The 14,064-nt window shown below is 71.5% G+C and carries 14 protein-coding genes; 8 read left to right on the forward strand and 6 right to left on the reverse strand.

The features are described 5' to 3' along the window. Positions 1-60 precede the first annotated feature (60 nt). On the reverse strand, positions 61-660 hold the full coding sequence (locus tag ACSU1G_RS20330) for a WhiB family transcriptional regulator (RefSeq protein ID WP_439281818.1): 600 nt from the start codon (positions 658-660) through the stop codon (positions 61-63). Between the two features lie 375 nt (positions 661-1,035). Here ACSU1G_RS20330 and ACSU1G_RS20335 point away from each other — a divergent pair, with 375 nt between their 5' ends. Beyond that, a complete protein-coding gene (locus ACSU1G_RS20335) occupies positions 1,036-1,869 on the forward strand; it encodes a TIGR03089 family protein (protein WP_439281819.1) in 834 nt (277 codons plus the stop codon). On the opposite strand, the gene ACSU1G_RS20340 is transcribed toward ACSU1G_RS20335, so the two are convergent. After that, a complete protein-coding gene (locus tag ACSU1G_RS20340) occupies positions 1,866-2,513 on the reverse strand; it encodes a GtrA family protein (RefSeq protein ID WP_439281820.1) in 648 nt (215 codons plus the stop codon). The two genes, ACSU1G_RS20335 and ACSU1G_RS20340, sit on opposite strands and share 4 nt — an antisense overlap. A 178-nt stretch (positions 2,514-2,691) precedes the next feature. On the opposite strand from ACSU1G_RS20340, the gene ACSU1G_RS20345 reads away from it, so the two are divergent. From ACSU1G_RS20345 to ACSU1G_RS20355, 3 genes are all read left to right on the forward strand, one after another. Continuing rightward, positions 2,692-3,894 carry a 5-(carboxyamino)imidazole ribonucleotide synthase gene (locus tag ACSU1G_RS20345; RefSeq protein ID WP_439281821.1) on the forward strand — a complete coding sequence of 401 codons (1,203 nt, stop codon included), beginning with the start codon at positions 2,692-2,694 and terminating at the stop codon, positions 3,892-3,894. Between the two features lie 158 nt (positions 3,895-4,052). Next, positions 4,053-4,556: a 5-(carboxyamino)imidazole ribonucleotide mutase gene (purE, locus tag ACSU1G_RS20350; RefSeq protein WP_439282000.1), complete on the forward strand. Its 504-nt coding sequence runs from the start codon at positions 4,053-4,055 to the stop codon at positions 4,554-4,556. Continuing rightward, entirely contained in the window at positions 4,556-6,193 is a 1,638-nt protein-coding gene (locus tag ACSU1G_RS20355; protein ID WP_439282001.1) for an LCP family protein, read from the forward strand. Before purE ends, ACSU1G_RS20355 begins: the two co-directional genes overlap by 1 nt. Positions 6,194-6,256: 63 nt before the next feature. Here the strand turns inward: ACSU1G_RS20355 and lhgO are convergent, their stop codons facing one another. Continuing rightward, positions 6,257-7,483, reverse strand: a complete 1,227-nt coding sequence (lhgO, locus tag ACSU1G_RS20360) for an L-2-hydroxyglutarate oxidase (RefSeq protein ID WP_439281822.1) — start codon at positions 7,481-7,483, stop codon at positions 6,257-6,259. Between the two features lie 143 nt (positions 7,484-7,626). On the opposite strand from lhgO, the gene manA reads away from it, so the two are divergent. Further along, complete coding sequence (gene manA / locus ACSU1G_RS20365) at positions 7,627-8,961, forward strand: mannose-6-phosphate isomerase, class I (RefSeq protein WP_439281823.1); 1,335 nt, start codon at positions 7,627-7,629, stop codon at positions 8,959-8,961. 108 nt (positions 8,962-9,069) lie between these two features. Here the strand turns inward: manA and glpX are convergent, their stop codons facing one another. Continuing rightward, positions 9,070-10,035: a class II fructose-bisphosphatase gene (glpX, locus tag ACSU1G_RS20370; protein ID WP_439282002.1), complete on the reverse strand. Its 966-nt coding sequence runs from the start codon at positions 10,033-10,035 to the stop codon at positions 9,070-9,072. A gap of 198 nt (positions 10,036-10,233) precedes the next feature. Between glpX and ACSU1G_RS20375 the strand changes: the two genes are divergently transcribed. The 3 genes from ACSU1G_RS20375 to ACSU1G_RS20385 all read left to right on the forward strand — a co-directional run bounded on the left by ACSU1G_RS20375 (position 10,234) and on the right by ACSU1G_RS20385 (position 11,776). Beyond that, a complete protein-coding gene (locus tag ACSU1G_RS20375) occupies positions 10,234-10,836 on the forward strand; it encodes a DUF4245 domain-containing protein (protein ID WP_439281824.1) in 603 nt (200 codons plus the stop codon). Positions 10,837-10,840: 4 nt separating this feature from the next. Further along, entirely contained in the window at positions 10,841-11,512 is a 672-nt protein-coding gene (locus ACSU1G_RS20380) for a carbonic anhydrase (RefSeq protein ID WP_439281825.1), read from the forward strand. Between the two features lie 198 nt (positions 11,513-11,710). Further along, entirely contained in the window at positions 11,711-11,776 is a 66-nt protein-coding gene (locus tag ACSU1G_RS20385; RefSeq protein ID WP_439282003.1) for a hypothetical protein, read from the forward strand. Between the two features lie 44 nt (positions 11,777-11,820). On the opposite strand, the gene ACSU1G_RS20390 is transcribed toward ACSU1G_RS20385, so the two are convergent. Both ACSU1G_RS20390 and ACSU1G_RS20395 read right to left on the reverse strand, forming a co-directional pair. Beyond that, positions 11,821-12,471 (reverse strand): response regulator, encoded by a 651-nt coding sequence (locus ACSU1G_RS20390; RefSeq protein WP_439281826.1) that lies wholly within the window; start codon positions 12,469-12,471, stop codon positions 11,821-11,823. Next, on the reverse strand, positions 12,464-14,044 hold the full coding sequence (locus tag ACSU1G_RS20395) for a sensor histidine kinase (protein WP_439281827.1): 1,581 nt from the start codon (positions 14,042-14,044) through the stop codon (positions 12,464-12,466). The genes ACSU1G_RS20390 and ACSU1G_RS20395 overlap by 8 nt, the downstream gene beginning before the upstream one ends. Positions 14,045-14,064: the final 20 nt, after the last annotated feature.

Consider the following 14,064-nt stretch of genomic DNA (forward strand, 5'->3'; position numbering starts at 1 on the left):
TGACGCCCGGGACCATATGGTCCGGGGCGTCGGGGGCGGGCAGGGTGGCCGGAGCTGAGATCAGACCGACCGCTTCCGGAGCCGGCGCCTCTCACGCTCGGACAGGCCGCCCCAGATGCCGAACCGCTCGTCATTGCCGAGGGCGTACTCCAGGCATTCGCTGCGCACGGTGCACGAGGAGCAGACCTTCTTGGCGTCACGCGTGGATCCGCCCTTCTCGGGGAAGAAGGCCTCGGGATCCGTCTGCGCGCAGAGGGCATCGACCTGCCAGGCCAACTCCCCCTCCACGTCCATCGGGTCAGCCAGGCCGGGCAGGCCCAGCCACACTGAGGCCTGGGCGGCCGATTCGGCCGCCCGCTCGTCCGCCTGACGCCGGGGGTCCGAGGTCCCGGGGTGCAGGGCCGTGACCGTGGCGTCGGTGAGGGCGGAGGCGGCGGAGTCCTCGTCGTTGTCATGTCCGGCGAGGAAGGCGGTGGCCTGATCCTCGAGGGAGGTGCCGGCCTCCAGCCGGCGGGCTGCATCTGGATCGGCGGGATCCAGGAACCAGTCTGCGGGCACACTGCGGCCCGGATGGGTCGCATCCGTCAGTGGCCGGCCGGCCGCACCGTTCCGGTGGGCGTTGGTCTCGTGGACCTCGTCGAGGCGCTGGGCGTTCTCCATGTGATTCCTCCCCGTTCTCACGCTGGTCATCCCGTCACCGGTGGTTCCGGTGTCTGCGGATCGGGCAGGGCTCCTGACACGCCTTCCGACCACACCCCGCGGTGCCGGGCGCGCCCGGACCAACTGACCGCCGGACAGCCGGCGGTAGCGGGGAAACTGTGGTGGGCGGTGGGAAGCGCCGTGGTAACCATGACCGTTCCACGGTGAATTACACCGGTGTAACTCGCTGTTAGTCAAGCCGGGACTGCACAATAGAGGGGCGGGAACGGCTCCGTGCCTACCGACACGCCGCCGTGCCGACACGCCGGAAACGGCGTGCGGACCGGCCCCGTCACCGCGGTCTACCCTGCGGCAGCCACTGGCGAAAGGACTTTCATGGTCACCCTCGGCACCAACCTACCCGGCGGCAGCGCTGGCCGGAGCACTGGAAGAACGGACTGGTTCGCCGCTCTGGCGGCCTCACCGCGGCCCGCCGTGGTGGACTACGCCACGGGCGGCGAGAGGGTGGAACTCTCCGGACGGGTGCTGGCCAATTGGGGAACCAAGACCGCCAACCTGGTCGATGCCGAAGGCCACGGCCCTGACGCCACGGTGCTGGTGGACCTGCCACTGGACTGGATGTCCCTGGCCGTGCTGCTGGGTCTCGCGCGGGCCGGCGTCGCGGTGGTCTTCGCCGGACCGGCCACCGGCACCTCCGGCGGTGCAGAGGGCACCCGGCCGGCCGGACAGCACGCCGACCTCATCCTGACCGGGACACCAGAGGACTGGGCCGATCATCCCGCCGATCTGTGGACCGTGACCTCGGATCCGGACTCAGGTTCCGACGCTGGTGTCGATGCTCCCGCGCACGCCATGGACTTCATCACCGAGGTGCGCATGCAGGCTGACCAGTGCCACCTGCCGCTGCCCGGCGGCCCGGCGGGGCTCCCGGCGCTCACAGCGGCCTGGGAACAGCTCTCCGTCCCGGCCTCCGCCCCGGAGGGCGCAACCCCGGAGGGCGCCGACCCCGCGGTGTCCCGCCTGTCGGCCAGGGAGCGCGGGCTGGTGGTGGCCGCCGCCGGTGCACGCCTGGACCTGGCGGTGGCCCGCGCGGCGGCGGGGACGTGGGACCGGGGTCTGCCGGTGATGCTCGCCCCGGATTCCTCCGCCCCGTTCAGTGCGGAGACCGCCCGGCAGGTGGCGGCCGAGGGGCTCGGAGCCCCGGCCTAGCGGGGTTCGGCCGGGGTGCGCGCCGAGGGCGCGGAGGGCGCGGAGGAGCCCAGCACCACGGCTCCGGTGGCGGCCGGTGCCGTCCCGGCACCCGTCCCGGCAGCCGTCCTGCGGTGCCGGCGAGGGGTGTCCGCCGTGCGGATGACCGGTAATTCCCCGGTGAGGCGTTCCCGGTCGTCCTTGAACTTCGGGTCCGCATCCAGTTCCTCGGTGAACACCCAGAAGCGGTAGGCGAAGAAGCGGAAGATGGTGCCCAGGATCAGGCCGACCACGCTGCCGGCGATGAAGATCCCGGTGGTGGACGTCACGCCCAGCCAGTACTGCGCCACGAAGACGCAGGCGGCGGCGATCCCCATGCCGATGACATTCATCACGACGAACAGCACGAACTCGCGCATGAGGTTGCTCTGGCGGCGGTGCCGGAACGTCCAGAACCGGTTGGCCACGTAGGAGAAGATCGTGGCCACGGCACTGGCCACCACCTTGGACTTCACGTTGCTGCCCTCCATCGGCCCGTGCATGAGCCAGATGAAGATGCCGGAGTCCACCACGAAGGCGGCCGCCCCGACCACACCGAACTTGGCGACCTCTCGCCAGAGCATGGCCACCAGGGCCATGCACCGATGCCACAGGTTGCTGATCATGGGCGTTGCTGGACTCCTTGTCCGGGCCGGGGACGGATGAATGGCTGAAGGGAAACAGCGCATCAATCGGAAAATGTCTTTGCATACTGTAGACCGGATTTCTGCCCGTTTCCTGACAACTGAGCGGTCCCGGGCGGTTCTGCGGGGACCCGGCCGCTGGGCTGGTTACCCTTGGTCCGTGACTTTTCCTGTGATCGGTGTAGTTGGTGGCGGACAGTTGGCGCGCATGATGGCCCCCGCGGCCACGGCTCTCGGGGTCCGTTTGGAGGTACTGGCCGAAGGCCCGGACGTCTCGGCCACCACGGCGGCCCCGCACACGGTGGGCGACTACCGTGACCTCGAGACCTTGCGCTCCTTCGCCGCCGGGGTGGACGTGGTCACCTTCGACCACGAGCACGTCCCCGCAGCGCATCTGGCGGAGCTGCTGGCGGCCGGCGTCAACCTGCAGCCGGGGCCGGATGCCCTGCAGTACGCGCAGGACAAGCTGTTGATGCGTGCCGCCTGCGAGCGGCTCGGGCTGCCCAATCCGGCCTGGGCGGCCGTGTCCACCGTGGCCGAGCTAATCGAGTTCGGTGAGCGGCTGGGATGGCCCGTGGTGCTCAAGACCCCGCGGGGCGGTTATGACGGCAAGGGGGTGCGCGTGGTGCGCTCGGCCGCCGAGGCGGAGTCCTGCGCCGACTGGTTCGAGTTGGTCTCCCCCACCGGGTTCGAGGCGCTGCTGGCGGAGGAGATGGTGGACTTCTCCCGGGAGCTCTCCGCCCAGGTGGCCCGCACCCCCTCCGGCCAGACGGCCGCCTACCCCGTGGTCGAGTCGATCCAGACGGACGGCGTGTGCGACGTGGTCACCGCTCCCGCCCCGGGCCTCGACGCCGGGACCGCACGGGCTGCCCAGGCTGCCGCCGTCGCCCTGGCCGAAGGCCTCGGGGTGACCGGGATGCTCGCGGTGGAGTTGTTCGAGACCCCGGGGACGGGCCCCGGGTTCATGGTCAACGAGCTCGCCATGCGCCCACACAACTCGGGCCACTGGTCCATGGACGGCGCCGTCACCGGCCAGTTCGAACAACACCTGCGCGCGGTGCTGGACCTGCCCCTGGGGTCCACGGAACCCCACGGCGCCTACACCGTGATGAAGAACTACCTCGGTGGGGCCAACCAGGACCTGTACGCCGCCTTCCCGGCCGCCATGGCCGCCCACCCCGAGGCCAAGATCCACGCCTACGGCAAGTCCGTGCGCCCGGGCCGGAAGATCGGCCACGTCAACGTCACCGCGGCCCGCCCCGAGGACCTCGACTCGGCTCGCCGGGCAGCCGAGGGCGCCGCCGCCATCATCAGTGAAGGCTCGCAGAGCCAGCAGGACCAGGGCCACCAGGAGCAGTCATGACCCCCAGCATGTCCCCCCACCAGCCTTCAGGGCACGACGCCGGCCCGGAGACTCCCGGAGGCCCGGGACCTTCATCGGCCGGCACCACCGGTACCACCGGCACAGCCGCCGGCACCGACACCGCCGCCGGCACCGACGCCGCGCGCGTGGCCGTGGTCATGGGTTCGGACTCGGACTGGCCCGTCATGGAGGCGGCCGCCGCGGCGCTGGAGGAATTCGGCATCCCGTACGAGGCCGACGTCGTCTCCGCCCACCGCATGCCGCACGAGATGGTGGCCTTCGGCACCCAGGCCCACGAGCGCGGGATCCAGGTGATCATCGCCGGGGCCGGCGGGGCCGCGCACCTGCCGGGCATGATCGCCTCCACCACCCCCCTGCCCGTCATCGGCGTGCCCGTCCCGCTGAAGACCCTCGACGGCATGGACTCACTGCTCTCGATCGCCCAGATGCCGGCCGGCGTGCCGGTGGCCACCGTCTCCATCGGCGGGGCCCGCAACGCCGGCCTGCTGGCCGTGCGCATCCTGGCGGCGGGAGCCGGTCCGGAGGCGGCCCGGCTGCGGGCCGGACTCGTGGAGTTCGCCGCGCAGCTGCGGGACACCGCGAGCGCCAAGGGCACCCGGCTGCGCGAGTCCTTGGTGGGCCGGCCCGGATACCGCCCGTGATGGCAGCACGTTCCTCCCGGTTGAACCCCGGTGCCGCGTCCGGGGTGGACCCGGTGCGCCATCCTGAGGCCATGGGGGCGCCCCAGCGGACCAAGCGCGGCTGGATCCTGTTGCTGCTCACGCTGGTGATCCCCGGTGGCGCGCAAGTGGTGGCCGGGAACCGCGGACTGGGCCGGGCCGCCCTGCGCGTCACCCTCACCGTGTGGGCGCTCGTGGTCGTGGCGCTCGTGCTGCTGGTGGTCCGGCGCCAGCTGTTGGTGCAGGTGTTGGCCAACTCGTGGGTCCAGCTGGCCGGCATCGTGGTGCTGGCGGCGTTGGCCCTGGGCTGGCTGGTGTTGTGGATCGATACGTTCCGGCTGTTGCGGCTGCGCCTCGTGGCGCCCGGGATGAAGCCGTTGCTGGCCTTCTCCACGGTGCTGCTGCTCGTGGTGACCTCCGGCGCCCTGGGCTACGGCTCCTATGCGGTCAATGCCGGGCGGAACGCGCTGAACGAGATCTTCCCGTCCGGTCCGGCGATCGCTCCGGTGGCCGGGCGCTACAACTTCCTGCTGATGGGCGGGGACGCCGGCGAGGGGCGCATCGGTCTGCGTCCCGATTCGATCCATGTGGCCTCCGTGAACGCCAGCACCGGCAGCACCATCCTGTTCTCCATCCCCCGCAACGTCCAGAACGCGCAGTTCACGCCGGACTCCCCCTTGTGGCAGGCCTACCCCGAGGGCTTCAACTGCGGCGACGAGTGCATCATCAACCACCTCTACGTGGACGTCATGCGCAACCACCAGGACCTCTACCCCGGTGCCGCCGACCCCGGGGCCGAGGCCATGATGGACGCCGCTGGCGGCATCCTGGGTCTGCAGATCCAGTCCTACGCCATGGTGGACATGGGCGGGTTCTCCCAGCTGATCGATTCCATGGGTGGAGTCACCGTCACCTCGGGCGGCTGGACCACCTACCGCGGCACCCGGCCGGACGGGGAGTGGGGCAACGCCTGGTGGGGTCCCGGCACCTATGACTTCGACGGCGAGCAGGCCCTGGCCTTCGCCCGTTCCCGTCACTTCTCCACCGACTATTCACGCATCCGCCGCCAGCAGTGCATCCAGGCCGCCATGCTGGCCCAGTTCAACCCGCAGACCCTGGTCACCCGGTTCCAGGGCATCCTGGATGCCGGCGAGCAGATCGTGGAGACGGACCTGCCCGGTCAGCAGCTGGGCACGTTCGTCGGGCTCGCGGCCCAGGGGCAGTCCCACGGCATGGAGCGGCTGACCATCGGACCCCCGGACTTCCAGGGCGAGGACGGCCGGTTCACCACCTACCCGGACTTCGACGAGATCCACTCCCGCGTGGCCGGGATGCTCGCCGAGGACGGCACACCGCAGGCCGCCGGGTCCTCCCCCGCGCCCCTGCTGTTCGTGGATGCCACGGCCGGTTTCCTGTCCGCGTCCGCGTCCGCACCCACGGCCTCCGAGGGGCCCACCGAGGACGGCGACAACCCGGACGACTGGCCGGCCCCGCCGCTCCAGCCGGACGGGGACGAGATCAACGAAGAGTGGCTGATGTATCTGGAGGACACGGGCCAGGACGGCCTGTTGGAGGATGCCGCCTCCACCAACCACCTGTGCGTGGCGGGCGACGGCTGACCGCTTCGAGGTCGAGGGCTACGAGGTCGAGGGCTACGAGGTCGAGGGCTACAAGGTCGAGGCCTACGACGTCGAGGGCGCCGCGGAGCGCAACCCGTGTCCGGCGATCAGCCGGTCCACGAGGTGTTCGGCGATCGCCAGTGATGACGTGGCCCCCGGGGAGGGCGCGTTGCGCACCAGGGTGGCGCGGCCGATGTCCTCGATGACGAAGTCGTCCACGAGCCGCCCGGCGCGGTCCATGGCCTGGGCGCGGATGCCGCGGGTGATGGGCGTGGAGTCGGCACCGGTCAGGGCGGGCACGTAGTCGGCGGCCTGGGCCAGGAACCGCTTCCGGGACACGACGGCGGCGAACTCGCGTGCGGCCGCCCGAGAGTTGCGGGAGGCGAACCGCCAGAACGACCCGGAGGCGGCCACCTCCAGGCTGTCCCGCACCCCGATCCGGCGTCCCGAGTAGTTCTCCCGTCCCAGGGAGAGGAAGGCGTTGGGGCCCACGAGCATCTCCCCGTCCACCCGCTTGGTCAGGTGCACCCCCAGGAAGGGGTAGGCCGGGTCGGGCACCGGATAGACCAGTCCGTTGAGGATGTCCCGGTGTTCCGGCGCCAGCTTCGAGTACTGCCCGAAGAACGGGACGATCCGGGGGTAGGCGGCGCCGCCGGCCATCCGGGCGAGGCGGTCCGATTGGAGCCCGCCGCAGACGATGACGGCGTCGAAGCCCTGCGTGCCGTGCTCCTCCGTGGTGACGGAGCACTGCTCCGCCCCGTTGGCGATCGCCGTCACCTCGGTGCCCAGGCGCACGGTGCCGCCGGAGGCCCGGACGTCGGCGAGCAGCGCCCGGGTGAGCGCCGGATAGTCGATGATCGCGGTGCGCGGGGAGTGCAGTGCGAGCCGTCCGATGGCCTCGGGCTCGATCTCCCGGATCCGTTCCGGCCCGATCAGCTCGGCCCCGGGCACCCCGTTGGCCACCGCGCGCTCGTGGATGGCGCGCAGCCGGCCCTCCTCCTCCGGGCGCAGGGCCACCACCAGCTTGCCGCACTCCTGGTACGGCACGCTGTGCGCCCCGGCGTAGTCCCGCAGCAGGTCCACCCCGCGGCGGCACAGCCGCGCCTTCAGTCCCCCGGGCTCGTAGTAGAGGCCGGCGTGCACCACCCCGGAGTTGTGTCCGGACTGGTGGGCGGCGGCGTCCTCGGCCTTGTCGAAGACCGTGACGTGGTCGGCCGGGAAGCGCCGGGTGAGCTCCCGGGCCGCGGCGGCCCCGAGGATGCCCGCCCCGATGACGGCGAAGGATCTCATGTCACCAACGTACTGGGACCTGCCCCGGCGGCGCCGCGTGGGGAGCACCCGATCACCTCGTGCTGCGCCGCACCTGCCACACCGTGAGCCGCACCGTGAGGGTCCCCGGACGGGAGCTGCGCGGATCTCGATAGGCTGGACCCATGTACCTCTTGCGCGCCCCCCTCCGTGACTACGCATGGGGTTCGGCCACCCTGCTCGCCGAGCTACAGGGGCGGGTGCCCACCGGCCGCCCGGAGGCGGAGTTGTGGATGGGGGCCCACCCCGGCGCCCCGGCCGGCGCCGTCCCCGCCGCCGACCCGCAGGCCGAGGAGGTCCCGCTCCACGAGCTGCTCGCCACCGATCCCGATCGTCTCCTGGGCGAGGCGGCACGCTTCGGACGCCTGCCCTACCTCGTGAAGCTGCTGGCCGCCGGACGCCCGCTGTCCATCCAGGCCCACCCCACCCTGGACCAGGCCCGGGCCGGTTTCGCCGCCGAGGAGGCGGCGGGGGTCCCCGCCTCGGCTCCACACCGCAATTACAAGGATGACAACCACAAGCCCGAGATGGTCGTGGCCCTGACCCCGTTCGCGGCCCTGTGCGGGTTCCGCTCCGCCGTGGACACCGCCACCTCGTTCTCCCGGCTCGCCGCGGTGCTGGCGGAGAACCCGGTGCTGGTCGAGGACCCGGTGCCGGCGGAGGCCCCGGTGTTGGCGGAGGACATCGGGCACGACGACGGCGCCGCCGGTTCCGCAGAGACCCTGGCCGGCGCGGTCGCCGGGTTCGCCGAGCGGCTCCTGCGTTCCGGGGACGGCGACGACCCCGCCGCAGAGTCAGCCGCGATCGAGTCCGTCTTCTGCGGCCTGCTGGACCCGGACGGCCCCTGGGCCTCGGGCACCTGGGTGGGGGCCGCCGTCGCCGCCTTGGCCAAGGCCCCGCGGGTGCTGGACGAGGACCTGAACCTGGCCACCGCCGTGGGGATCGCCGAGCACTACCCGCGGGACCCGGGGGTGCTGGTCTCCGTGCTGCTGCACCGGTTGGACCTCGCCCCCGGCCAGGCCATCCACCTGCCCGCCGGGAACGTGCACGCCTACCTGTACGGGCTGGGCGTGGAGGTCATGGCCGCCTCGGACAACGTGCTGCGCGGGGGGCTCACGCCCAAGCACGTGGACATTCCGGAGCTGCGGAGGGTCGTGGCGTTCGAATCGGTGCCCGTGCCCTACTCCACGCCCACCTCGCACGGCCCGGGACACCTGGTGTTCCGCCCGCCCTTCGAGGAGTTCCAGGTGGAGCGGCTGGACCTGCCCGCCGCGGACGGAAGCACACTGACCGCCCGCGGCCCGGTCATCGCGGTCTGCACGGCCGGCCGGGTGCGGGTCTCCGCCGGAGCCGACACCGCCGAGCTCTCGCCCGGCGAGTCGGTGTTCCTGGGCGCCGACGAGCCCGCCGCCACCGTGCACGGCAGCGACGGGACCCTCTTCGCCGTGACCCTCCCCTGAATCCACCCCCCGAACGCCGAACTGGCGGTCGAATCCGGCCCATTCTGAGGGGTTACCCGTCAGTAGATGGTCCGGATCCGACCGCCAGTTGCAGTGGGGTGGGAGAGGTCAGCGGATCGGGGTGGCCTCCGGGCCGATCCAGGGCTCCCACTTGCGGGCCTGGTGCTCGGCCTCGATCACGCGGACGGTGCCGGACTTCGAGCGCATCACCATGGACTGGGTGGTCACGCGGTTGTTGTAGTAGCGCACGCCCCGCAACAGATCGCCGTCCGTGATGCCGGTGGCAGCGAAGTAGGCGTTGTCCGTCTTGACCAGGTCGTCGGTGGTCAGGACCGCGTCCAGGTCGTGGCCGGCGTCGATGGCCTTCTGCCGCTCTGCGTCGTCGATCGGGGCCAGACGGCCCTGGATGACGCCGCCGATGGCCTTGATGGCGCAGGCGGTGATGATGCCCTCAGGGGTGCCGCCGATGCCCAGCAGCATGTCCACGTCCGTGTCATGCCGGGCCGCGGCGATGCCACCGGCCACGTCGCCGTCCATGATGAACTTCACCCGGGCTCCGGCGTCCCGGATCTCCTGGACGAGCTTGTCGTGGCGCGGGCGGTCCAACACGCAGATGTTCAGCTGGCTGACGGGCTTGCCCAGGGCTTTGGCCACGAGGTGGATGTTCTGCTTGATCGGCAGGCGCAGGTCCACGTATTCGGCGGCCTCCGGCCCCACCACGAGCTTGTCCATGTAGAACACGGCGGAGGGGTCGAACATGGCTCCGCGCTCGGCCACCGCGAACACGGACAGCGCGTTGGGGTAGCCCATCGCGGTCAGGCGGGTGCCATCGATCGGATCCACGGCCACGTCCACCTCCGGGCCGGTGCCGTCTCCCACATGCTCGCCGTTGAACAGCATGGGGGCCTCGTCCTTCTCGCCCTCACCGATCACCACCACGCCGTTCATGGCCACGGTGTCCATGAAGGCACGCATGGCGTCCACGGCCGCGCCGTCCGCGGTGTTCTTGTCTCCGTAGCCCACCCAGTGGCCGGCGGCGATGGCGGCCGCCTCGGTCACCCGGACCAGCTCCATGGCCAGGTTGCGGTCCGGCTTGGTGCCGGAGACCGCCAGGCTCGGGCTCAGGATGTTGCGATCGGCGAAGTTCGACCCCGCCGGCTGGGTCGGAACGTCGTTGTTCACGGGCTGGTCAGTGGTCACCGAAATACTCCGTCTGTGGGGGATCTTCTCCATGAACCATCCTAGTGTCCCGGTGAATGGCAGAATGGTCCGGTGACTTCCCCCCAGCCCACGGCGGATCCGGCCGGTTCTCCCGCCCCCAAACCCCGCCTGACCCAGAGCCAGGCCAAGCGGGCCGGCCAGTCGTCCCGGGCCATGGTGCTGTCCGTGCTGGCCACCCTCGCGATCGCGCTGATGGTGGTGTTGCTGAATCCCCGGAACGCCGACGAGCCGTACGACCCCAACGTGGACGTGGCGGTCATCGCCGAGCAGGCCACCGCCACTGCTGAATTCACCGCCACCGCCCCCGCGGTCCCCGAGGACTGGACGGCCAACTTCGCCCGCTGGAACGGGGCCGGCACGGACCAGGTGGAGTTCTGGGAGGCCGGCTACCTGACCGCCGATCAGGACTTCGCGGGGTTCAAGCAGACCACCCAGGCCAATCCGACCTGGCTCTCCCAGCAGATGGACAACGCGCCGGCCACCGGGTCGCGGTCCGTGGACGGAACCCAGTGGGACCTCTTCGAGCCGACTGATGGCGACCGCCATCTGGTGGGCGAGGTGGACGGGGCTACCATCGTGATCAGCAGTTCGGGTGATCTGGGCGATCTGGACACCTTGGCCTCGGCCATCCAGCAGAACCTTGAGGAAGGCTGATCCCATGACCGACCGCACCGACCTGACCGCCGCCACCTCCCCGGATGGCGCGCCCCTGACCCCGGCTGCGGCCTGGGAGCTGCTGCGGGACGGCAACGCCCGCTTCACGGGCGGCACCTCCAACCACCCGAACCAGGATGCGGCGCGCCGCACCTCCCTGGCCAACGAGCAGCACCCGATCGCCGTGATCTTCGGGTGCTCGGACTCCCGGCTCGCCGCCGAGATCATCTTCGATGTGGGCCTGGGTGACGTGTTCGTGGTCCGTACCGCCGGCCAGGTGATCGACGACGCCGTCCTGGGATCCCTCGAGTACTCCGTGGACATCCTCGACATCCCGCTGATCGTGGTCTTGGGCCATGACAGCTGCGGCGCCGTGACCGCGGCCGTGGAGTCCTACGTCTCCGGTCAGATGCCCCCGGGCTTCATCCGCTCTCTCGTGGAGCGGATCATCCCCTCCGTGATCTCCGCCCGCCGGGCCGGGGTCAAGGACGTCAACGGCACGGTGGCGGAGAACGTGCGCCAGATCAGCTCCCGTCTCATGGAGTCCTCCATGTCCGTGGCGAAGGCCGTGGACGAGGGACGCACCGCCATCATCGGCGTCACCTACTCGCTGGACAACGGCACCGCCAACCCCGTCCGGATCATCGGGAACCTGGACCCTGACGAAGTCGGCTGACACAATCGGCTGACGCCGCCAGCTGAGACGGCCGGCTGAGCCTCTACTCGGCTGCAGCCCGGCCCTGCATGGCGGAGCTGCCGAGATCGCTCTGCGGCAGGGCGGTGCCGTCGGCTACGGCGGACGCTGCCGGCCTCGTTGGCCAGGTGGACGGCACCGGTGGCGTCGGAGAGCATCTCCACGGTCTGGAACGGCTATATGGACGGAGCGATCCGTTCAGGCCGCCGAGCGGCGGATGAGGTGCTCCACGCCACCGTGAACTGACCGGATCAGGAGCACGACGCCGGCCGGCCGGTCCCGCGTGGGTCTCACCCCCTGATGAGGTGCCGGGCCCGGGCCACCGTCACAGCCTCGGTGCGGTTGCCCACCCCGAGCTTGCCGAAGATGTGGTTCAGGTGCGTCTTGACGGTGGCCTGGGAGATGAACAGTCCGGCCGCGATCTGCTGGTTGGTCCGTCCCAGCGCGAGTTCCTCGAGGATGTCGATCTCCCGCGGGCTGAGCGCCGGCTCTGCCCCGGCCCCACCACCCAGCACACGCCGGGCCAGCTGCGCCGGCAGGATCAGACTCCCGGCGGCGGCCTGGGCGACGCCGTCACGCAACTCCTGGGCGGAGGCGTCCTTGAGCAGGTAGCCCAGTGCCCCGGCGGAGACCGCCGCCTGCACATCAGAGACCGCCCCGTAGGTGGAGACGATGAGCACGGGCACCTGTGGGTGGGATCGACCCAGCTGCTCGGTGGCCTCGATCCCGCTGGGACCCGGCCCCAGCTCGATGTCCATCACCACCACGTCCGGGCCTTCACCCAGGTTCTGGAGTCGTTCTACGGCGGCCTGCGCCTCGGCGGCCGTGGAGGCCTCCGCCACCACCGTCAGCCGCCCCGCGGACTCCAGCACGGCCCGCAGTCCGGCCCGGACCACCGGATGGTCGTCCACCAGCAGGATCCTCAGTTGCGTCTCATCCATCCCGGCTCCCCGCCTCCGTGGTCTGCTCTGTTGCCGACTCCGTGGCCCGCGGCCCCCAGCGCGGCAGGCTCAGCGCCACCACCGTACCGGTCCGCCCGCCGGCGCCCCGGGGGCCGGGAGGGTCGGAGGCCGGCTCGAAGGCGTCCTCCACCGTGAGGGTCCCGCCGGCGCGGGCCGCGCGGTCCCGCATGGTGGCGATCCCGAAACCCTCGGGCCTGCCGCCCCGTCCTGAGCCGTCGTCGAACACGTCCAGGGTCACCTCGTCCCGGTGGACGGCGAAGCTGACCACGCAGCGCCCCGCCCCCGCGTGCTGCAGCACGTTGGCCAGCGCGGATTGGGCCACCCGCAGCACGATCGTGGCCGCCTCGGCCGCCATCACCGGGTTGCCGCTGCCCGCACCGGAACCACCCGCACCGGAACCACCCAGACCAGAACCACCCGGACCGGAACGAGTCTGGCCGGAACCGGATCCGGCGACCGGGCCGGCGTCGGGCATCACCTCCGGGCCGCGCAACTCGACCGTGAGCGCGGCGCCCGCCGAGCGCGCGGTGTCCTGGGTGCTGCGGCAGACGGCGGCCAGCTCCGCGGTCAGGCCGGCCCCGGGGCTGCGCTGCTCCACGAGGGCCCGTGCCTGGGCCAGGTTCTCCACGGCGGAGCGCTCGATCTGCCGCAGCTGACCGGCCAGGGGCTCGGCGGGCTGCTGTTCCTGGGCGGCACGGGAGAGCAGCACCACGGAGGCCAGGCCCTGGGCCAGGGTGTCATGCAGGTCCTGGGCCCAACGCTCGCGTTCCCGCATGGCCCCGGCGTGGCGTTCTGAACGGGCCAGATCGTCCCGGGTGGCCTGAAGCTGGGCCGCGATGCGCCGCTGGGTGCGGGCCTCGGCGTAGAACAGCGAATAGGCGGCGGACATGGCCACCGCCACCACGGCCCCGATGACCGGCCCCACCACGGCCCCGATGCCCAGGGTGCCCTCGTGCCACCAGAACCCCACCAGGACCACCGCCGTCAGTGCCACCACCAGGGTCACCGCCAGCAGGACGGAGCGCGCGCCCACGGTGTGCAGGTGCAGGAAGAACAGCGGGAACACCAGCCAGGCGAAGTCCAGGTGCACCGCCATCAGACCCAGCCACGTCAGCGTCACAGCGGCCAGCCAGAGGAATTGGCCGCGCACCACGATCCGTCCGGCGGCGGCGCCCTCGGTGCGGTCCCTGTTGTGGCCCTCGGTGCGGTCCCTGTTGTGGCCCTCGCTGCGACGCTTCTCCACCACCGTCCCGGCCAGGTAGATGGCGGCGAACACCGCGGCGAGCAGGCCGATCTGCCAGATCAGGCCGTGGTCGCCCGCGCGGACGGCTGGGGTCAGGGAGCGCACCAGGCCGATGACCAGCAGACCCGCCACGGAGACGTGCAGCAGGATGCGCATGGCCGCGAGCAGGGCCGGGATGCGGGTGTCCTCCGCCGGATTCGGCAGGGGCCTGGACGGGCGGCCGGCCAGCGGGCCGGCCGACAGCCCTGCCGACAGCCCTGCCGGCAGCCCTGCCGGCGGGGGCGGCGGAGACAAACGTGCGGAACCCATGGGTGCAGGGTAGCGCGGTC

This window comes from Microbacterium sp. A93 (assembly GCF_051842835.1).

Bases quoted from the DNA above. Each gene is read 5' to 3' on its own strand.
- ACSU1G_RS20330 (WP_439281818.1), bottom strand. From the start codon at position 660: ATGGAGAACGCCCAGCGCCTCGACGAGGTCCACGAGACCAACGCCCAC.
- ACSU1G_RS20335 (WP_439281819.1), top strand. From the start codon at position 1,036: ATGGTCACCCTCGGCACCAACCTACCCGGCGGCAGCGCTGGCCGGAGC.
- ACSU1G_RS20340 (WP_439281820.1), bottom strand. From the start codon at position 2,513: ATGATCAGCAACCTGTGGCATCGGTGCATGGCCCTGGTGGCCATGCTC.
- purE (WP_439282000.1), top strand. From the start codon at position 4,053: ATGGGTTCGGACTCGGACTGGCCCGTCATGGAGGCGGCCGCCGCGGCG.
- ACSU1G_RS20355 (WP_439282001.1), top strand. From the start codon at position 4,556: ATGGCAGCACGTTCCTCCCGGTTGAACCCCGGTGCCGCGTCCGGGGTG.
- lhgO (WP_439281822.1), bottom strand. From the start codon at position 7,483: ATGAGATCCTTCGCCGTCATCGGGGCGGGCATCCTCGGGGCCGCCGCG.
- manA (WP_439281823.1), top strand. From the start codon at position 7,627: ATGTACCTCTTGCGCGCCCCCCTCCGTGACTACGCATGGGGTTCGGCC.
- glpX (WP_439282002.1), bottom strand. From the start codon at position 10,035: ATGGAGCTGGTCCGGGTGACCGAGGCGGCCGCCATCGCCGCCGGCCAC.
- ACSU1G_RS20380 (WP_439281825.1), top strand. From the start codon at position 10,841: ATGACCGACCGCACCGACCTGACCGCCGCCACCTCCCCGGATGGCGCG.
- ACSU1G_RS20390 (WP_439281826.1), bottom strand. From the start codon at position 12,471: ATGGATGAGACGCAACTGAGGATCCTGCTGGTGGACGACCATCCGGTG.
- ACSU1G_RS20395 (WP_439281827.1), bottom strand. From the start codon at position 14,044: ATGGGTTCCGCACGTTTGTCTCCGCCGCCCCCGCCGGCAGGGCTGCCG.